This window comes from Marinobacter sp. 1-3A (assembly GCF_016597775.1).
Lineage (GTDB): Bacteria > Pseudomonadota > Gammaproteobacteria > Pseudomonadales > Oleiphilaceae > Marinobacter > Marinobacter xiaoshiensis.
Genome location: NZ_VCGZ01000005.1, coordinates 182,152 through 200,620 on the forward strand (window position 1 = coordinate 182,152; position 18,469 = coordinate 200,620).

The 18,469-nt window shown below is 53.7% G+C and carries 16 protein-coding genes; 11 read left to right on the forward strand and 5 right to left on the reverse strand.

Annotated features, from left to right (window positions below; all coding sequences use genetic code 11):
* Positions 1–111 precede the first annotated feature (111 nt).
* On the reverse strand, positions 112–2,148 hold the full coding sequence (locus FE848_RS09865) for a PhoX family protein (protein ID WP_200202630.1): 2,037 nt from the start codon (positions 2,146–2,148) through the stop codon (positions 112–114).
* Positions 2,149–2,343: 195 nt separating this feature from the next.
* Positions 2,344–2,637: a hypothetical protein gene (locus FE848_RS09870; RefSeq protein ID WP_200202631.1), complete on the reverse strand. Its 294-nt coding sequence runs from the start codon at positions 2,635–2,637 to the stop codon at positions 2,344–2,346.
* Between the two features lie 258 nt (positions 2,638–2,895).
* Between FE848_RS09870 and FE848_RS09875 the strand changes: the two genes are divergently transcribed.
* On the forward strand, positions 2,896–4,131 hold the full coding sequence (locus tag FE848_RS09875; protein WP_227715273.1) for an alkane 1-monooxygenase: 1,236 nt from the start codon (positions 2,896–2,898) through the stop codon (positions 4,129–4,131).
* Between the two features lie 227 nt (positions 4,132–4,358).
* Here FE848_RS09875 and FE848_RS09880 read toward each other — a convergent pair whose 3' ends face one another.
* Together FE848_RS09880 and FE848_RS09885 are read right to left on the reverse strand one after the other, a co-directional pair.
* The gene (locus FE848_RS09880; RefSeq protein WP_200202632.1) at positions 4,359–5,138 is read right to left on the reverse strand and encodes a crotonase/enoyl-CoA hydratase family protein; all 780 of its coding nucleotides are present in this window, start codon (positions 5,136–5,138) and stop codon (positions 4,359–4,361) included.
* A 187-nt stretch (positions 5,139–5,325) separates the two neighbouring features.
* Entirely contained in the window at positions 5,326–7,128 is a 1,803-nt protein-coding gene (locus FE848_RS09885) for an acyl-CoA dehydrogenase (RefSeq protein WP_200202633.1), read from the reverse strand.
* Between the two features lie 271 nt (positions 7,129–7,399).
* Between FE848_RS09885 and FE848_RS09890 the strand changes: the two genes are divergently transcribed.
* The 10 genes from FE848_RS09890 to FE848_RS09935 all read left to right on the forward strand — a co-directional run bounded on the left by FE848_RS09890 (position 7,400) and on the right by FE848_RS09935 (position 17,209).
* Positions 7,400–8,398, forward strand: coding sequence for a GlxA family transcriptional regulator (locus tag FE848_RS09890; protein WP_200202634.1), 999 nt, complete (start codon positions 7,400–7,402; stop codon positions 8,396–8,398).
* A gap of 103 nt (positions 8,399–8,501) precedes the next feature.
* Entirely contained in the window at positions 8,502–8,666 is a 165-nt protein-coding gene (locus FE848_RS09895; RefSeq protein ID WP_200202635.1) for a hypothetical protein, read from the forward strand.
* Positions 8,667–9,063: 397 nt separating this feature from the next.
* Positions 9,064–11,865 carry a monovalent cation/H+ antiporter subunit A gene (locus FE848_RS09900; protein WP_200202636.1) on the forward strand — a complete coding sequence of 934 codons (2,802 nt, stop codon included), beginning with the start codon at positions 9,064–9,066 and terminating at the stop codon, positions 11,863–11,865.
* Positions 11,865–12,233, forward strand: a complete 369-nt coding sequence (locus FE848_RS09905) for a Na+/H+ antiporter subunit C (protein WP_200202637.1) — start codon at positions 11,865–11,867, stop codon at positions 12,231–12,233. Before FE848_RS09900 ends, FE848_RS09905 begins: the two co-directional genes overlap by 1 nt.
* On the forward strand, positions 12,230–13,768 hold the full coding sequence (locus FE848_RS09910) for a monovalent cation/H+ antiporter subunit D (protein ID WP_200202638.1): 1,539 nt from the start codon (positions 12,230–12,232) through the stop codon (positions 13,766–13,768). Before FE848_RS09905 ends, FE848_RS09910 begins: the two co-directional genes overlap by 4 nt.
* Entirely contained in the window at positions 13,768–14,256 is a 489-nt protein-coding gene (locus FE848_RS09915; RefSeq protein WP_200202639.1) for a Na+/H+ antiporter subunit E, read from the forward strand. The genes FE848_RS09910 and FE848_RS09915 overlap by 1 nt, the downstream gene beginning before the upstream one ends.
* A complete protein-coding gene (locus FE848_RS09920; protein WP_200202640.1) occupies positions 14,253–14,522 on the forward strand; it encodes a K+/H+ antiporter subunit F in 270 nt (89 codons plus the stop codon). The genes FE848_RS09915 and FE848_RS09920 overlap by 4 nt, the downstream gene beginning before the upstream one ends.
* Positions 14,523–14,537: 15 nt before the next feature.
* On the forward strand, positions 14,538–14,870 hold the full coding sequence (locus FE848_RS09925; protein WP_200202641.1) for a Na+/H+ antiporter subunit G: 333 nt from the start codon (positions 14,538–14,540) through the stop codon (positions 14,868–14,870).
* A gap of 105 nt (positions 14,871–14,975) precedes the next feature.
* Positions 14,976–16,619, forward strand: coding sequence for a fatty acid--CoA ligase (locus FE848_RS09930; protein WP_200202642.1), 1,644 nt, complete (start codon positions 14,976–14,978; stop codon positions 16,617–16,619).
* 119 nt (positions 16,620–16,738) lie between these two features.
* A complete protein-coding gene (locus FE848_RS09935) occupies positions 16,739–17,209 on the forward strand; it encodes a DUF4442 domain-containing protein (RefSeq protein WP_200202643.1) in 471 nt (156 codons plus the stop codon).
* Here the strand turns inward: FE848_RS09935 and FE848_RS09940 are convergent.
* Positions 17,206–18,459 carry a D-amino acid dehydrogenase gene (locus tag FE848_RS09940; protein WP_200202644.1) on the reverse strand — a complete coding sequence of 418 codons (1,254 nt, stop codon included), beginning with the start codon at positions 18,457–18,459 and terminating at the stop codon, positions 17,206–17,208. The two genes, FE848_RS09935 and FE848_RS09940, sit on opposite strands and share 4 nt — an antisense overlap.
* Positions 18,460–18,469 lie beyond the last annotated feature (10 nt).

Consider the following 18,469-nt stretch of genomic DNA (forward strand, 5'->3'; position numbering starts at 1 on the left):
TTGATTAAGGCATCGGCCACATTGAGCATTTCTTAAACGAAAAAACCGAAAACCCGATGCGCCTTTTTGCTCAGGCGATCAGGTTTTCGGTTTTACCTGACTCTATACAGCTCAGGCGCCAATCACGCCCTTATCATCACGGACCACTATTACGGTCGCATCCCGTGGGTGATCGCCTTCGTTACCGAAGGGCCAGTCCCTGGCTGGATGCTGAATGTTCACGAACATGGTTTTAACATCCGGCGTAGTTACAACCCCGGTCACCTCGCAACCTTGCGGGCCCACGAAGAAACGACGGATATCACGGGTTTCAGGGTTAGCCGCCAGCATCATGTTGTTCTGATACGGCGGGGCGTCGGAACCATCGGTTTGAATCCAGAGGCGGCCATTGTAGTCAAACCACAAGCCATCCGGGCTGTTGAAGATATTGTCATCGGTCAGTGACACAGCGACATCTCCATCGACAACCGTTTCTGTCCCCTGCTCTCCGGCAAACACGAAAATATCCCACTGGAACTCTGTTGCAGCAAAATCATCACCGCCTTCACGCCAGCGAATGATATGACCGGTGCGGTTTTCTGCCCTGGGGTTCGCAGCGTTTACCTGCTCCTCAGTGCGCCGGGAGTTATTGGTCAGGGTGAAATAGACCTCACCTGTATTTGGATCTACCGCTCCCCACTCCGGGCGATCCATTGGCGTCGCACCGGCAATATCGGCTGCGAGCCGGGTATTCAGGAGCACATCTGCCTGGTTCTCGAATCCGTCAAACTGGACATTTCCAACCAACGAGCCTTGCGCTGCCTCAACACTGGCCGCGAAGCCTGCATCGTCAAGTGACAAAGGCAGCCAATCGCCAGAGCCGTCTTCGTTATAACGCGCAACGTACAGAGTTCCCTCATCCAGCAAGTAGCCACTGGCGGTTGCTGCATAGTAGGGCCGCGAAGATACAAACTTGTAGATGTACTCGAAGCGGGAATCATCACCGGAATAGCACACAACCGGCTTACCTTCCTCTACCGGCGCAAAGATCACACCTTCATGGCCGAAACGGCCAAGGGCAGTGCGCTTCTGGGGCTTGCTCTCCGGCGTGAATGGGTCAATTTCTACCATGTAGCCATAGGTGTTGGCTTCGTTGCGATAATCGTCTTCAGCACTTTGGGCCGTGGGGGTAATGTTGAAGCGCACGTATTGATCATCCCCGCCCTCCGCAAGCTCCCAATCGTAGCGGCTTGCACCACCAACGCCATGGCGGGTCTGTTCCCGAGGCTTGGTTTGGGAGCTATTGGCGAAATAGCCGTGCCAGTTTTCCTCTGCTGCCAGATAGGTTCCCCAAGGTGTCGGGCCCATAGAGCAGTTGTTCAGCGTGCCCCGGGTTTGGGTGCCGTTCTTGCTGAAACGGGTCGAGAGCTTCTGGTAGCCCCGAAGAGGGCCACGAATATCCATCTCGGTGTTGCCCGTAACCCGGCGGTTGAAGGGGCTTCCGAAGACTATGTCCCAGTCACCTGTGCTGTCTTTTTTGATATGAACCACCGAGACACCGTGAGCAGCCACTTCCTTGCGTACCTCATCGGCAGGTCGCATTCCATTTGCGTTATAGGTGGGGCCATCGGGGTGAAGGGCAGCCTGATTTATGTACTCATGGTTCATCACCAGCAGCCCTTCATCGGAAGAGTTACCGCCAGTCTTAAAATCAATCGGGAAAAAGTGCAGGCCATCGTGATGCATGCCTACTTGTTGTTCCTGATCCGCTCCGGAGTTGGACGCGTCTGCCCGAAATGCAGGGTAAGAGCCGGTGATTGGTGTGCCCCAGGGCAAAAAGGCTTTGGTGGAGTAGCCGACTGGCACTACAACCTTGTTTGCTGAGGACACGGGTATCGCTGCGAAGCCCAATTCCGTTGCACTGCCTTCACCCGGGCCTGCACTTCCATTGCCCCCATTGCTGCGGTCATCGCTATCGCTGTCACTTCCACAACCCGCAATCCCGAAACCCATAATGCTGGCCAGTGCCGCGCCAACACCGCCTTTCATCAATGTGCGTCTCTGCATACGTGCAGCCAGTACGTCCTGGAATGCGCTGTTGCCCGAGTGGTTTACAACGGGTTCGTAGTCGGGATCCAGGTAATTGGAATCAAGGTCGTGCTTGGCCATATTTTGTCTCTCTCAGTCTCTCGCTGTGTACAACAAACGGGGGTTATCGAGAGGACAGTGTCGGTGGGACAGATGACAATGCGGAGACAGTAAAACGACAGAACCGTTAATCTTTTCTGACAAAGACTAACGGTTCTGATGAGCTTTGGCTGAAACACTCCGGCGCAGATGTTACGCGCCAGAATTGAGACATGATTATTTAGTCATGTCATCGTAGCCTTCTTCCATGGCATCGCCAGCTTCTTCTGCGGCTTCACCCATTTCATCACCGACATTCTCGGCACCTTCCTTCATTTCGCCGATTACGCCTTCATCCTGACCCGTAGCTTCTTCATAGGTCTCTTCCACAGAATTGCCTGCGTCTTCCACAATTTCTCCAGCGTTGTCCGCGGCCTTCTCAAAATCAGCTCCTTCGTTGTCATCGGAACTGCAGGCAGCCAGACCTAAAGTCAAAAACATAAGAAGAGCGCTGAGAGTAAATTTATTCATAACATATCCCTCTGTTGGTAAACATTTGTAACCCTGCACAGAGTACGGCCATGACCGGCGCCACACAATTACCTGCTGATTACTCTTTGTTTAAGCAACCACTCCCAAACGGTGTGAGGAATCCGTCCTTGGCCTGGCGACTTGCCTGCAGCGCACATTGTCATTCTGGGCCAACCTCCCATTCATCACGCCACTTTGTTGCACTGCAACATTGTCCGACATAAATTTAAGGCATATGCACCGCAACGGAGAAACACCATGAATGTCAAAACCCCTGACGCTGGAAAGTGGAAAGACCCAAAGCGCTATCTCTGGCTACTGGGCCCTGCTCTGCCCGGCATAGGCCTGGCCGCCCTAACCGGCTATGCGATAGCACCTAAAAAGCTCAAGTTTCTGGCTTGGACAGGGCCGGCGTTGGTACATGGAGTTATTCCCGCGCTGGATCGCGCCATAGGTGAGGACCAGAGTAACCCACCCGAATCAGCGGTCAGTTCGCTGGAGCAAGACAAGTATTACAACCGCATTGTTAAGGCATTCATTCCTACCCAATACGCAATGACTGTGATGGGCGCCTGGCTTGCCAGCCGTAAGAAGACGCCTATTGAGGACAAAATCGGCCTGACTCTGACGGTTGGTGCCATTAATGGCGTTGGCATTAACACGGCTCATGAGCTGGGTCACAAATCCAATAAGCTCAACAAGTTAATGGCCATGGTGGCACTAGCACCGACGGGCTACACCCATTTTGTGGTTGAGCATAATTTTGGCCACCACAAGCGTGTTGCGACGCCGGAAGACCCAGCGAGCAGTCGCATGGGTGAGAGTTTCTGGAAGTTTTTACCGCGCACTGTGTTGGGCGGCATGAAGTCTGCGGTGAAGATTGAGAAAGAGCGCCTGGCTCGCAAGAATAAGAGCTTCTGGTCTCTGGACAACGAGTTACTGCAGGGCTGGACCATGAGCGCGGGTTTCTTTGGTGCAACAACTTTGCTGTGTGGCCCTCGTGCGGTTCCGTTCCTTGCGGCTCAGGCAGTTTATGGTGCGAGCTTGTTGGAGAGTGTGAACTACATAGAGCACTACGGGTTGCTGCGTCAGAAAGACAAGAATGGGAAGTATGTGCGCACTCAGCCGGAGCACAGCTGGAACAGTAATCACATTGTGACCAATCTGTTCTTATATCAGTTGCAGCGTCACTCTGATCACCACGCTCACCCACAGCGCAGTTATCAGGCTTTGCGTCACTTCGAGAATGCTCCGCAGTTACCTGGTGGCTATGCATCGATGCTAATGCCGGCTTATGTGCCGCAGTGGTGGTACGAGACCATGGATAAGCGGGTGATCGATCACTACGAGGGTGATCTGGGCAAGATCAACTGGGACCCGGATCGTAAGGCGGAGTTGATGACCAAGTATGCGGATTATGCTGCTGAGGTGGCTGCCAAGGCTGCGGCTCGTCGAGAGGAAGCTTCTGGTTCGGCTTCGGAGAAGGCTGCCTAGTTTTCAGACTCTGGAGTGGGCCGCCGGTGGGCTCTGTCTCCCAAGACACGCTGTGAATCCCCCTGCGGGGTCCGGCCAGCAATCGCAGATTGCTATCGTTCAACTGCGCATGAAGCTGCGCTTCATAAACGCTTGCTTCACCCCTGTACGCTTGACGGCAGCATCCATGCTGCCGACAGTCTTGGGAGACAGAGCCCACCGGCAGCTTCAAGCCCTTGCTATCTGCCTTATTTTCCTTTGAATACTGCGTTTCGACGTTCGAGGAAAGACTGAATACCTTCTTTCACATCCTCGCTGGCCATGACTGGTTGCAGATCCGGGAACAAGCGCTGTTTTGCTGCTTCCTGGCCTTCGCTTACGGCGATTTTGGAGGAGTTCAGGCTGCCGCGCACACCCAGAGGCGCAGCACTGGCGATCTTCTCGGCGATTGCCAGTGCAGCGTTGAACTGCTCGCCCGGCTCGACCAACTCCTGTATCAAGCCCCACTCGTAAGCTTGTTCGGCAGTCCATTCATCACCGGTGAGCAAATAACGCTGAGCGTTGCCCCACCCGATTTCCCGTTGCAGGCGGATAGTCGCGCCGCCGCAGGCGAAGATGCCGCGTTTGACTTCCAACTGAGCAAAGCGGGTTCCTTTCGCTGCTACGCGAACGTCTGTGTTCAGCATCATTTCCACACCGCAGGTAAAACAAATGCCCTGGGCAGCGAACACCACGGGTTTGCTGAGGCCGTCGCCGGTTATATGGAACGGATCCAGCTCAACATCAGCCGGTTCTATTCCCTCACCGTTTGAAAACACACCTGCCCAATCATCCAGCTGCAGGCCGCTGGTGAAGTGATCGCCTTCGGCATACATCAGCCCCACTCTCAAATCGTCGTCGTGCTCCAACTGGTAATAAGCCGCGGCGATTTCGTGGTACATAGCGCGGTTCATGGCATTCATTTTCTCGGGGCGGTTCAGCCCTATGAGCAGGATATGATCTTGCTTGATTACCTTGACCAATGACATAAGTATCACCATTTATAAGTAGTTCAAGAGCTCTTGGCAGCGTACTTCAATAGCTTGGCGCTTAGATGGGTGGTGCGGACTCCCGGGAATGTCGGTGGCCAAGGATGGCCACCGTCAAGCCCTACATGGATGTACTCGCGGGCGTTTCCCGGGAGTCCGCACCACCCAGCTGAGCAGGCACCGAAACCTAGAACCACTCCGCTTTCATATTGAGGCAAGTGTCATCCATATTCCGCAACAACACCAAATCCTGAGCCACCGTCGGCAGTTCCCAGTGGAAGAAGTACTGAGCGGCCTGCAATTTGCCCTGGTAGAAATTACGCTCGTCGTCGCTGTTAGCAGAAGCCAGCGCTTGTGCCGCAGCGTTCGCCTGCCGCAACCACATCCAGGCTACGATGATGTGGCCAAATAAATGCAAATAGCAGGAGGCATTGGCCAGGGTTTTATCCACTTCGCCACTCATCAGAGATTTACCCAGGCTTTGGGTAACCTTTACCGCCTGCTGCAAAGTCTCGCTCAAAGACAGCGCCCACTGCTGGCAACGGTCGGTAGTGGCAGCTTCCAAGTCGACCTGCATTTCCTGCATCAACAGCTGCAAACCATGGCTTTGATCTTGCCAGATCTTACGGCCCAATAAGTCCAGCCCTTGAATGCCAGTGGTGCCTTCGTGGATCGGGTTCAGGCGATTGTCGCGCCAGCACTGTTCCACCGGGTACTCGCGGGTGTAACCGGCACCGCCGTAAACCTGAATCGCCAGGTCGTTAGCCTTCGGGCCATGTTCGGAGGGCCAGGTTTTGATGACCGGCGTGAGTAAGTCGAGCAACTTGCCAGCTTCAATACGCTTCTGCTCATCCGGATGGGTGTGTTGATCGTCCATCAGACGCGCGCCATACAGGCAAAGTGCGACTGCACCTTCGCTATAGGCTTTCTGGGCCAGCAGCATACGGCGCACATCCGCATGATCAATAATCGGTATTTGAGGGCTTTCCGGGTTCTTTTCCGACGCCTTACGGCCCTGCAGTCGATCTTTGGCGTATTCAAGACTGTGCATGTAACCGCGATACCCAATCACCGCCGCGCCAAAACCAACGCCTACTCTGGCTTCATTCATCATCTGGAACATGTACTTCAGGCCCTGATGGGGCTCACCAACCAGATAGCCGTGGCAAGGCGCATCGTCACCAAAACTGAGCGCTGTGGAGGTGGTGCCGCGATATCCGAGCTTATGGATCAGGCCAGCAAGGCTCACGCCGTTACGATCCGCCGAATTTCCATCGCTATCCACCCGGAACTTCGGAACGATAAACAGGGAAATGCCTTTTACACCGGCTGGCGCGCCTTTGATTTTGGCGAGTACCATGTGAACGATGTTCTCAGTGATACTTTGCTCGCCACCTGAGATATAGATTTTCGCGCCTTTGATCAGGTAGTGACCATCATCTGTTGGTGTAGCGGAGGTGCGTATGTCTGCAAGCGACGACCCGGCATGGGGCTCTGTCAACGCCATGGTTCCGCTGTAGCGGCCGCTGAGCATGTTGGGCAGGAAGCTGGCTTTTTGTTCTTCATTACCGAACACGCGAATAAGGTTTGCAGCGGCTGTCGTCAAGAATGGATAGCCCGCAGTGCCGGGGTTTGCGGCGGTGAAAAAGCCGTTACAAGCTGCCATAACAGATTCGGGCAACTGCATACCGCCCAGCTCGTAATCATAACGCCCGGCAATAAAACCAGCCTCGGCGTAGGCATCAAAGGCCTCTTTCACCTCTGGTAGCATTTCCACCTCGCCGTTGACGAATTTTGGCTCGTCCTTATCGGCTGCGCTGTTGTGGTTGGCGAACTTCTCCCTAGCCATTTTGTCGGCGGTTTCGATAACCGCATCAAAGGTATCGCGGTTGTGTTCGTTGAAGCGGTCGCGGCTGAGTAGGCTTTCGGTATCGAGAACTTCGTAGAGCTGGAATGCCAGATCGCGGCGATCTATCAGGGTATCGGTCATTTGTGCAGCTTCCTGTGATTAGCTGGAGCATCTTCTTTGTTGTGTACAGGCTCTCACAACCGGGTTTTTCTGGGAACCGGCATTTATGACATAATCATGGTTAATGTCGCCACTTAGCTTCGGAGCTTCGGGCCCGGCCGACGGTGGTACCGCTGCTCAGGACACGCTGTGAATACGTCCCTGTACGCTTGACGGCAGCTTCCCTGCTGCCGACAGTCCTGAGCAGCGGTATCACCATCGTCCTAACAGAGTTGCTAGACCGGGAGAACTTGTGCAAAAAGTTTCAATTGTTGGTTTTGATGGTGCTTTAGCCAGCGCCATAACAGGCGTTATCGACCTATTTCGATTGGCCGGTGTTACTTGGGCACGAATTCATGGTGAACAACCAGTGCCACACTTCACTACTCGACTGCTGACACGCAACGGGGATCCCTGCCGGTGTATTAATGGCATAACTCTGGTTTCGGACGGGAGCTGGGAGGATCTGGATGCAGACAGTGCGGATCTGGTGATTGTGCCGACCATCGGAGCGCCAATTGACCGGGTGTTGGCTTCCAATCCAGATCTTGTTACCTGGCTTAGCCAGTTCAGCACCCCGAACAAGAGCGCCACAGGGCAAGTTCAATTGGCCAGCAACTGCACTGGCGCTTTTCTGCTGGCCGAGGCTGGTCTTTTGAATGATAAAGAGGCAACCACGCACTGGGGTTTCAGCGACCGCTTTCGTCATAGCTACCCGCAAGTAAAGCTGGCTCCCGAAAAGCTCGTAACGGTAGATGGCCATATTGCTTGTGCAGGGGGTGGTATGGCTTGGTGGGATTTGGGTGTGCACCTCATCGAGCGTCGTGCAGGGGCTCAGGTTGCCCGGGAGTTAACGAAGGCCTTTGTGATCGATGCCGGGCGCAATAGCCAGGCACCCTATAGTGCGCTTCAAGCCAAGCGATATCACTCAGACTCGGCAATTCTAAAACTGCAAAACTGGTTGGAGGAAAACTACAGAGAGGAGATTAACCTGCATTCTCTTGCCGCTTTGAGTGGCCTGACTACCCGCTCACTGATGCGCCGTTTCAAAGCGGCAACCGGCGAAACCCCGAAAAGCTACCTGCAATCCATACGAATAGAAGCCGCGCGAAGCCATTTGGAAAAATCACGACTGCCTGTAGAGGATATAACCCGGCTTGTGGGCTATGAAGATGTCAGCTCGTTCAGCCGTCTGTTTCGCAAGCAGACCGGGCTTGCACCAGGCGCTTACAGGTCGCGGTTCAGCCGCTAATGCACTGAAAGCTTGGCCTGGGTTATGCATCCTATTGCTTTAACGAGCCCTTTCAGGGCGCCTATGTAAACTATATTGACAGGTGTCACGTTGGAGAAAAGCCATGAACGCACCCGTTCAACAAGCCCAAGTTGATATTCTTAACCGGCTGTACTCAATGAAACTAGAGCAAATTGAGCAGGCCAACCGGGAAGGAAACAGCCTGCGCTACCAAGTATTGCTGGCAGAAGCTGAAGCCATTCTTTCCGCGCTCAACTCAACCAAATAGCGGCCAGATCACAAACAGGAAGGCGGTGCAAAGCCGCCAGTATGTGCCCTTTTTTGTCACTATTCAGCCTTCCACTTCCTTTGATCAATAACAAGTTGGCTTGACCTGCGAGCCCGGGCACGTATTATCAGTTTCCAGCTTTTATTAACGGAGCAACCATGACCGCAAGGTCCGTCGGCTGCATGCAGAACAATCGCCCCTTACTTATCGCAGATATTGCGCGGCACCGCGGGCGCTTGCCGTACTTTCCTGATCCGCCGGTTTCCCGCTGACTGATTCCTGGTTGCCAATCATAAACGCCCCGGTGCGACTTATGCAGAATGGCAAATCGAATACTAGACTCAGGCTCATAAGCCTACCTCATTCATAAGAAACGAAAACCGCTAACGAGGCTGCGATGTCGCTACCGCTGGTTGTACTTCTGCCATTTTTGGGGGCCATAGCTGCACCCCTGTTTGCCCAGGGCGGGCGAACGGCTATCGCAATAGCATCATCCGTACCTGCATTGATTGCGCTGGCAGCGCTTTTTCCGCACTGGTCTGTTCTCTCTGCAGGCGGCACGGTATTGCATGCATACGAGTGGCTGCCTGCTCTTGGAATTTCTTTCAGTTTTCGCCTTGATGGCTTGGCACTTCTGTTTGCCCTGCTGATACTGGTCATTGGGCTACTGGTCATTGTTTACTCCCACTACTACCTGAGTGCCAAGGAAAACGTAGCCAAGTTCTACTCCCTGCTTCTGTGCTTCAAAGGCTCTATGCTGGGCATTGTGCTCTCTGGCAACCTGCTGCTGATGCTGATTTTCTGGGAGCTCACCAGCCTGACCTCTTTCCTGCTGATTAGCTTCTGGACTCATAAACAGGATGCTCGGCGTGGTGCCCGGATGGCTCTGGCCATAACCGGTGGTGGTGGTTTAGCCCTACTGGCCGGTATTCTGCTCATTGGCAATATTGTTGGCAGTTTTGAGCTAGATGATGTGCTTGCCGCAGGCGATCTCATCAAAGCCCATTCTTTGTACCCCGTAGCTCTGACTCTGGTTTTGCTTGGCGCTTTTACCAAGTCGGCTCAGTTCCCGTTCCATTTCTGGCTTCCCCATGCCATGCAGGCGCCCACACCTATCTCGGCTTACCTGCACTCTGCCACCATGGTAAAAGCGGGCATCTTCCTGATGGCGCGCCTGTATCCGGCTTTGGCGGGAACCGAGCAATGGTTCTATATGGTCAGTTTCACCGGCATGGCCACATTGCTTCTTGGCGCTTATATCGCCATGTTCAAACACGATTTGAAAGGCTTGCTTGCCTATTCAACAGTTAGTCATCTGGGCCTGATTACGCTGCTGTTGGGCATGGGCACTCAACTGGCTGCGGTTGCCGCTATATTCCATGTAATCAACCATGCCACCTTCAAGGCTTCGCTGTTCATGGCCGCAGGTATCATCGACCATGAAACAGGCACCCGCGATATGCGGCGAATCAACGGGCTTTGGCGTTATATGCCCCATACCGCCACCCTCGCCATGGTGGCAGCCTCTTCCATGGCGGGTGTTCCTTTGCTGAACGGTTTCCTCAGTAAGGAAATGTTCTTTGCCGAGTCCCTGCAGCTCAACCTGCCTGGCCTCTGGGCCTGGGTGCCACCGATTGTTGCAACCCTGGCGGGTATTTTTGCCGTTGCCTATTCGGCCCGCTTTGTCCACGACGTATTCTTCAACGGTAAGCCGGTAGATCTACCCAAATTCCCGCCCCACGAGCCTCCCCGCTACATGAAGTTCCCAGTGGAGATTCTTGTGTTTGCCTGCATCATGGTTGGTGTGTTCCCGACTATCTCCGTTGGGCCTCTGCTGTATTCCGCAGCTTCAGCAACCCTTGGCGGTGAAGTACCAGACTATCAACTGGCGATCCTTCATGGCTTTAACCTGCCACTGCTGATGAGTTTCCTCGCTTTCTTTGGTGGCCTGCTGATGTACACCCAGCGCCAGCGCTTTTTCGACTTCCATGCTCAGCTTCGGGAAGTCGATGGCAAGGCGGTATTCGAGTTTGTGGTCTCGAAGATTGAAGACATGGCTCATAGCTTTACCGGGTGGCTCGAAAACGGCTCATTGCAACGCTATGCCCTGCTTCTGGTGGTCAGCGTTATTGCGGTAGCCATAATGCCGCTTGCGGAGAATGGCTTTTATATTGGCGAGAATGGGCTTAGCCCTGTGGATTGGCCCACGGGCACTGCCGCCGGCGTGCTGATCGTATCCGCCCTGGCAACAGCAACCTGGCACCGGGAACGCTTTTACGCACTCGTACTCCTGAGCGTGGTAGGCCTGGTTGTGGCCTTGGGGTTTGCACGCTTCTCCGCACCAGATCTAGCCATGACGCAACTCTCTGTGGAGGTTGTGACCATTGTCCTGCTGATGCTGGCGCTATACTACATGCCCTCCTGGACCCCCATTGAAAGCTCTAAAGGCCAGCGCATCCGCGATATTCTGATTGCACTGGCTGCAGGTACCGGCATGACCCTGATCACCCTGACCATGCTGACTCAGCCCTTCAGCTCCATTTCAGAGTTCTTCCTGGAGAACAGCAAACCCGGCGGTGGTGGAACCAACGTCGTTAACGTAATCCTGGTCGACTTCCGTGGCTTCGATACCTTGGGCGAGATTACGGTGCTGGCTATTGCGGCGCTCGGCATCTACGCCATGTTGAAAAACACAGCACTGACTCCCCCTCCGGGAGACGGGTTGGGGCATGCCTGGACACGGGATCACTACCCGCTGATGTTGCGGCAAGTGGCCCGTCCCATGCTGCCGCTGGCGCTGATGGTGTCTGCCTATATCTTCCTGCGTGGGCACAACCTGCCTGGGGGCGGCTTTATTGCTGGTCTTATTACCTCCGTAGCGCTAATTCTCCAGTATATAGCCAGCGGCATGGTGTGGACCGAGGATCGCATTCCATTCAGGTACCACAACGTAATTGGCCTCGGTTTACTGTTTGCCACCATAGCGGGTGCCGGCAGCCTGGCGTTTGGCTATCCGTTCCTGACCACTACATTTGGCTATATCAACTGGCCTGTGGTGGGCAAATTCGAAGTTGCCTCAGCCTTGGTGTTTGATCTGGGTGTTTATCTGGCAGTGATTGGCGCAACCTTGCTGGCCCTGGTCAGCATCGGTCGGCTGTCGCCTCACTCAGCCATTAAAAGCAAAATGGAGAGCGCGTAATGGAACTGTTATTTGCACTGGCCATCGGTGCCTTAACGACTTCGGGCGTCTACCTGCTGCTTCGCGCTCGCACCTTCCCTGTGATCATGGGGCTGACACTGCTCTCCTATGGTGTAAACCTGTTCCTGTTCGCCTCCGGGCGGCTCGCCACAGGCCAGCAACCCGTCATCGGAACAGCCGCGAGCTATTCAGACCCTTTACCACAGGCACTGGTGCTCACGGCCATCGTCATTGGCTTTGCCATGACTGCGTTTCTGGTTGTTTTGTCACTGCGCAATCTGGCAGACAACGAAAACGACCATGTAGATGGTCGGCGCGAGACTGCCCCACCACCTTCAAAACTTGAGCAAGAGGTAAGCGGTAAATGACTCACTGGCTTATCGCTCCTATTCTGATTCCTCTGCTCGGCGGTATTCTGCAAGTATTTATGGGCTATGCCCCTATCAGCTTGCGCCGCACCTTGGCCATTGCCACGACAGTGTTAATGCTTGTTTCCGCAGTTGTTTTGTTGGCGCTTGCCAGCGATGGCAGCTACCGCGTTTATGCATTCGGCAACTGGCAGCCACCCTTCGGCATAGTTCTGGTGCTCGACAGGTTGGCAGCCTTGATGCTGGTGCTAACCGCGGTTCTCGGCCTGTTCTGCCACATTTACGCGAGCGGCGGCGCAGATGAAGGCAACCGCCAGTTCCATGGATTGTTTCTGTTCCAGTTGATGGGCCTGAACATTGCCTTTCTCACCGGCGATCTATTCAACCTGTTTGTTGCCTTTGAGGTTCTGCTGATTGCCTCCTACGGATTGCTCATGCACGGCGGAGGCTCCTCGCGCACAGTGGCCGGGCTTCATTACGTTGTTCTGAACCTGGCCGGTTCTGCCCTGTTCCTGATCAGCGTAGGTATGATTTACAGTGTAACCGGCACTTTGAACATGGCGGATCTGGCGGTAAAAATCCCACAGGTGACGGGCAACAACCTGAACCTTGTGAAGGCCGGTGGCATGATGTTGCTGGTTGTTTTCGGCCTGAAAGCAGCCATCCTTCCATTGTGTTTCTGGTTGCCAAAAGCTTACGCCAGAGCAACGGCCCCCGTCGCAGCCCTTTTTGCTGTCATGACCAAGGTGGGCATTTACGCCATTGTAAGAATTTACCCGCTGATGTTCGGGGATGATGCCGGCGAACTTGCCAACCTTGGCATGGACTGGCTCTTCCCTCTGGCACTGGTTACCTTGAGCATGGGTGTCATTGGTGCTTTAGGCGCTGACAATCTGAAAACACTGGTCGCCTGGCAGGTGATTATTTCCGTAGGGACTTTGCTTGCCCCCATCGCCCTGGGCTCTGAAGCTGGGCTCTCAGCCGCTCTATTCTATCTGGTGAGCACAACCTGGACGGTTGCCGCCCTGTTTCTTGTGTCCGAACTGGTCGCAAGCCAAAGAGGCGCGGCAGGTGACAGCATAGTGACTGCACCCAAAATGCACCACAGAACCTTCCTGAGTGTGCTGTTCCTTATCGGTGCTGTAGCCGCTGCCGGCCTACCGCCTTTGAGTGGCTTTTTCGGCAAGCTGCTGATCCTTCAATCTGTAGAGCCCGGTGCAGAAATGGCTTGGCTATGGGGTGTGTTGCTGATTGGTAGTTTCCTAACGCTTATTGCCTACAGCCGTGCGGGCAGTATCGTTTTCTGGTGGAATATAGATGGCCATCTGGAAACCCCGGAACCCATGAACAACAGAGTTGCTATCTCTACCGGCATCCTGACCTGCCTTACAATGCTGATCGTGGTTTTAGCGGGTCCCCTGAGCGACTTCACTCGCGCGACTGCAGAGCAGGTGTACGATAATCAGGGCTATATCAACATCCTGCAGACGCCTGTGCATATTCCTCAGAACCCATTGGTGGGGGAGATAAACTGATGTTTGATCGCCTAAGCTTTCCTCAACCCTGGCTGAGCCTGATTCTGTTCATCACCTGGCAGATACTCAGCGATGGCGTATCCGGCGGCAGTGTTGTGCTGGGCCTTATTCTGGCCTGGATAATTCCCCAGATAACTCACGGATTCTGGCCGGAACGCCCGGCGTTTGTGAAAACCTGGCGCATGCCGGGTTACATTCTGCGTGTTCTGAAGGATATTGTGGTGGCGAGTTTTTCTGTGGCCTGGCTGATTCTCAGCCCCCGCACGCCAAGACCGGCTTTTATCAGCTATCCCCTGACGCTTGATCACCCACTGGCCATATCCATTCTTGCCAGTACGATTTCACTCACTCCCGGAACAGTCAGCGCAGACGTCAGCGATGACAACCAGACGCTGCTGATCCATGCGCTGGACGCAGGTAGTGATCAGGAGGTTATTGACGCCATTTACAACAGCTACGAAAAGCCGCTGATGGAGATGTTCAAATGATCACTACTGCCCTGTACCTGACCATCGCCATGGTGACCCTGGCCGCGCTGCTTAACGTGTACCGTTTGGTCATAGGGCCAGATGAGCCGGATCGCGTGCTGGCGATTGATACGCTCTATATCAACGCCATTGCCTTGATTATCCTGCTGGGCATCACTCTGAGCACCCGCATGTACCTTGAGTCTGCTTTGCTGATCGCGGTTATGGGGTTTGTCAGCACCGTAGCCATGGCCAAATACCTCAAGCGTGGCAGCGTAATTGAGTAAAACCGGAGATAATTTATGAGCCCTTTTGCAGAATATGCTATCTCGGCCTTGCTGCTTTTCGGTGGTGTTTTCACTCTGATCGGCGCAATTGGCCTGGCACGGCTACCAGACTTTTACACCCGGCTACACGGACCAACCAAGGCCACCACGGTGGGCGTTGGCGCTATCATGCTCAGCTCGGTTATCTACTTCACAGCCATTGGCGAGGGCATTGGCATTTCAGAAGTTCTGATTACTGTGTTTTTGTTTATGACGGCCCCGGTTAGCGCCAACATGCTGGCTAAAGCTGCGATGCACATAGGCGTTAAGACAATGGAGGGCACAGAGGGCAAACCCTGGGAGCAATAAGCACAGAGCTTGAAAACCCTTGTAAGCTTCCGATTTTTAATAATTTATGTCAGATTGGCCCAACTTCTCAGACAACACTAAAAACAGGGAAAAAGGATTCGACATATGGCAAAGACACGAGTTTTACCTGCTGCTGAAAATGCCTATCAATACCCGCTTCTGATTAAGCAGTTACTGCTTTCAGGACCAAGGTACTCGCCTGACCAGGAAATTGTGTACGCCAACCATAGCAAGTACACCTACACAGACCTTGTCGAACGCATTAATCGCTTGGCCAATGTCCTCACCGATGCGGGCGTAAAACCAGGTGATACCGTAGCGGTTATGGACTGGGACACGCCTCGCTATCTTGAATGTTTTTTTGCCATTCCCATGATCGGCGCCATCCTGCACACCATCAACGTGCGTTTGTCCCCCGATCAGATTGTTTACACAATGAACCACGCAGAGGACGATGTGGTTTTGGTGCATGATGACTTCCTGCCAATTCTGGAAGGGTTACAAAGCGAAATCACGACCGTTAAGACCTACATCCAGCTTAGCGATGAAAAAACGGCCAAATCCACAAAACTCGACACCGCTGGCGAATATGAAGCACTGTTAGCCAGCGCGGCCACAGAGTTCGACTTCCCGGATTTCGATGAGAACAGCGTAGCAACCACCTTTTACACCTCTGGCACTACCGGTAACCCCAAGGGTGTGTTCTTTAGCCACCGGCAACTGGTGCTCCATACTCTGGCAATGACCGGAACGCTTGCCGCCTACGACGAAGCGCCACTGATGCGCTCCTCGTCTGTTTATATGCCGGTAACCCCCATGTTCCATGTTCACGCCTGGGGCGTTCCTTACGCTGCCACCATGATGGGCATCAAGCAGGTATACCCTGGCCGCTATGAGCCAGAACTGTTGGTTGATCTGATCAAAGAGCACAAGGTGTCTTTCTCCCATTGTGTTCCAACTATTATGCAAATGCTGATGGCCACAGAATCCATCAAAACAGCAGACCTGAGTAACTGGCAGGTATTGATTGGTGGCAGCGCAATGACCAAGGGTTTGTGCGATGCAGCGGCCAAGCTGGGTATTCGCATGTACACGGGCTATGGCATGTCCGAAACCTGCCCTCTTCTCAGCGCAACCCACCTGAAGCCAGAAGACCTTGAACTGCCACTGGAGCAGCAAACAGCCAAGCGGATTAAAACAGGTATTGCCGTTCCCATGGTGGAACTGGAAATTGTTGACCCTAAGGGCAACCCGGTGGCCCACGATGGCATCGCCCAAGGTGAGATAGTTGCCCGGGCTCCCTGGCTTACCCAGAGCTACTTTAAAGAGCCTGTCAAAGGCGAAGAACTGTGGAAAGGCGGCTGGCTGCATACGGGAGACGTTGCTTCCATGGAGCCGAACAACACGCTCACCATCAAGGATCGCATCAAGGATGTGATTAAAACAGGCGGTGAATGGTTGTCTTCCCTCGATCTGGAAAGCCTCATCAGCCAACACCCGGCTGTAGCTGGGGCTGCCGTTGTTGGCATTCCGGATGAGAAGTGGGGGGAGCGGCCCTACGCACTCATCACCTTGAAGCCAGGAGTACAGGCAACCCTGAAAGATATTCAGAGTCACCTGCAGAAACATGTTGAGAGCGGTGAAATCAACAAGTGGGCAATACCCGAGCAGATGGATTTTGTTGAAGACATACCAAAAACCAGTGTTGGCAAGATCAACAAAAAACTGATTCGCGATCAACTGCAGTAATCTGATTCAAGATCCAAATGGCCCGCCAGGTTTTCCTGCGGGCCATTTTTGTTTTTCTCCGTATAATCCCCTGCCTTAACTCTTTCTCAACTTACCGCTTAAAACAGAGTTCTAGCATCATGATGTCGAAGCTCCGCAACTGGATTTCCAGCCCAAATGGCGTGCGTAAAATAATGAACGTATACGGCCCCTATGCGGGCGCCGGGGTCAAAGTAACTCACATTGCGGATGACTACCGCACAGCATCAGTAGAGATGAATCTGCATTGGTACAACACCAACTACGTGGGCACGCACTTTGGTGGTTCGCTCTACAGCATGGTCGATCCCATGTATATGTTGCTGTTGATGAACAACCTGGGGAAAGACTACATAGTTTGGGATAAATCAGCCTGCATCGATTTTATTCGCCCCGGTAAAGGCAAGGTAACAGCGCACTTTGAGCTGACAGACGAGCGCCTGGAGGAAATTCGCACTGCCACTTCAGGTGGCGACAAATTTCTCCCCCAGTGGGATGTAGATATTATTGATGAGAAGGGCGAACTGGTCGCCCGGGTTAACAAGGTTCTATACGTCAGAAAGAAACGCTAAAGCCCTGAAAAGCTGAAGTCCACTTCTGGCTTCCGGCCATCAACAATATCTGCCAGTGCGGCCGCCGAGCCACAGGAATGAGTCCAGCCCAAGGTGCCGTGGCCGGTATTCAAATACAAATTGGCGAAGTGGCTTTTGCCCACATAGGGCACATTGGAGGGTGTTGCTGGCCGCAGACCTGTCCAGAACTCAGCCTGATCCCAGTAACCGGCTTCGGGCATTATCTCTGCGGTTCTTCGCACAATTGCACGGCAGCGTGTGTAATTAAGGGTGCGGGTATAACCGCTCAGTTCGGCAGTTCCCGCAACGCGAATGCGGTCACCGAGGCGTGAATATACCAGCTTGTACTCGTCATCAGTGAGGCTCACACTGAAGGCAGCCTCTTCGTTTTTCACCGGTACAGTTATGGAATAGCCTTTCGCGGGATAAATGTTCAAGCTCAACCCAAGCTGGCGAGCAAGCACTGCACTGAAACTTCCCAAGCTCAGAACATAGGCATCTGCCCTCATGGTCTGGTGGTGACCGTCTTTCAGCACATGAACTCCGAGAATACGCTCTCCCATTCGTTCAAATCCAAGAATGTCGGTGTGATAGCAGAATTCAACGCCCACTTCCCGGCATCGCTCGGCCAGTCCTTGAGTAAACTTGCGCGCGTCACCAGATTCATCTTCCAGCGTGTAGGTTGCGCCCGCTATTTGGTCCTGTATGTGCTTGAGCCCCGGTTCAATCTCTACGGCTTTCTTTGCATCGATAACCTGCCGATCACACCCCAGTTCTCGCATGATACGCGTTGGTTCGAGGGCCCCATCAAATTCCGCCTGATTGGTATAAAAGTGCAGTATGCCTTTCGTGACCTGATCATACTCAAGCCCCTGCTCCTGGCGCAAAGCCTGAAGCTGGCTCCGGCTGTAGGTACCAAGATTCACCATCTGGCGAATATTATGGGCCGCTTTTGCAGAAGTGCACTCAGTCAGAAAAGACAGCGCCCAGCGCCATTGTGCTGGATCCATCCTTGGCCGAAACAAGAGAGGCGCATCGGCTTTAAAAAGCCATCTCAGTACCTTCAAAGGCGCGGAGGGATTCGCCCAAGGCTCAGCGTGGGAAACGGAGATTTGCCCACCGTTTGCATAACTGGTTTCAAGCCCTGCCTGGCTCTGCCGGTCTATCACCGTTACCTGATGCCCCTGCTTCTGCAGAAACCAGGCAGTAGTTATACCAACAACACCTGCGCCTAAAACCAATATGTGCATGCCATTCTCC

Excerpts from the sequence above, each read along its gene's own strand:
- FE848_RS09915 (WP_200202639.1), top strand. The coding sequence starts at position 13,768 with ATGTTTGATCGCCTAAGCTTTCCTCAACCCTGGCTGAGCCTGATTCTG.
- FE848_RS09875 (WP_227715273.1), top strand. The coding sequence starts at position 2,896 with ATGAATGTCAAAACCCCTGACGCTGGAAAGTGGAAAGACCCAAAGCGC.
- FE848_RS09910 (WP_200202638.1), top strand. The coding sequence starts at position 12,230 with ATGACTCACTGGCTTATCGCTCCTATTCTGATTCCTCTGCTCGGCGGT.
- FE848_RS09935 (WP_200202643.1), top strand. The coding sequence starts at position 16,739 with ATGATGTCGAAGCTCCGCAACTGGATTTCCAGCCCAAATGGCGTGCGT.
- FE848_RS09925 (WP_200202641.1), top strand. The coding sequence starts at position 14,538 with ATGAGCCCTTTTGCAGAATATGCTATCTCGGCCTTGCTGCTTTTCGGT.
- FE848_RS09880 (WP_200202632.1), bottom strand. The coding sequence starts at position 5,138 with ATGTCATTGGTCAAGGTAATCAAGCAAGATCATATCCTGCTCATAGGG.
- FE848_RS09930 (WP_200202642.1), top strand. The coding sequence starts at position 14,976 with ATGGCAAAGACACGAGTTTTACCTGCTGCTGAAAATGCCTATCAATAC.
- FE848_RS09885 (WP_200202633.1), bottom strand. The coding sequence starts at position 7,128 with ATGACCGATACCCTGATAGATCGCCGCGATCTGGCATTCCAGCTCTAC.
- FE848_RS09920 (WP_200202640.1), top strand. The coding sequence starts at position 14,253 with ATGATCACTACTGCCCTGTACCTGACCATCGCCATGGTGACCCTGGCC.
- FE848_RS09870 (WP_200202631.1), bottom strand. The coding sequence starts at position 2,637 with ATGAATAAATTTACTCTCAGCGCTCTTCTTATGTTTTTGACTTTAGGT.
- FE848_RS09900 (WP_200202636.1), top strand. The coding sequence starts at position 9,064 with ATGTCGCTACCGCTGGTTGTACTTCTGCCATTTTTGGGGGCCATAGCT.
- FE848_RS09865 (WP_200202630.1), bottom strand. The coding sequence starts at position 2,148 with ATGGCCAAGCACGACCTTGATTCCAATTACCTGGATCCCGACTACGAA.
- FE848_RS09940 (WP_200202644.1), bottom strand. The coding sequence starts at position 18,459 with ATGCACATATTGGTTTTAGGCGCAGGTGTTGTTGGTATAACTACTGCC.
- FE848_RS09895 (WP_200202635.1), top strand. The coding sequence starts at position 8,502 with ATGAACGCACCCGTTCAACAAGCCCAAGTTGATATTCTTAACCGGCTG.
- FE848_RS09905 (WP_200202637.1), top strand. The coding sequence starts at position 11,865 with ATGGAACTGTTATTTGCACTGGCCATCGGTGCCTTAACGACTTCGGGC.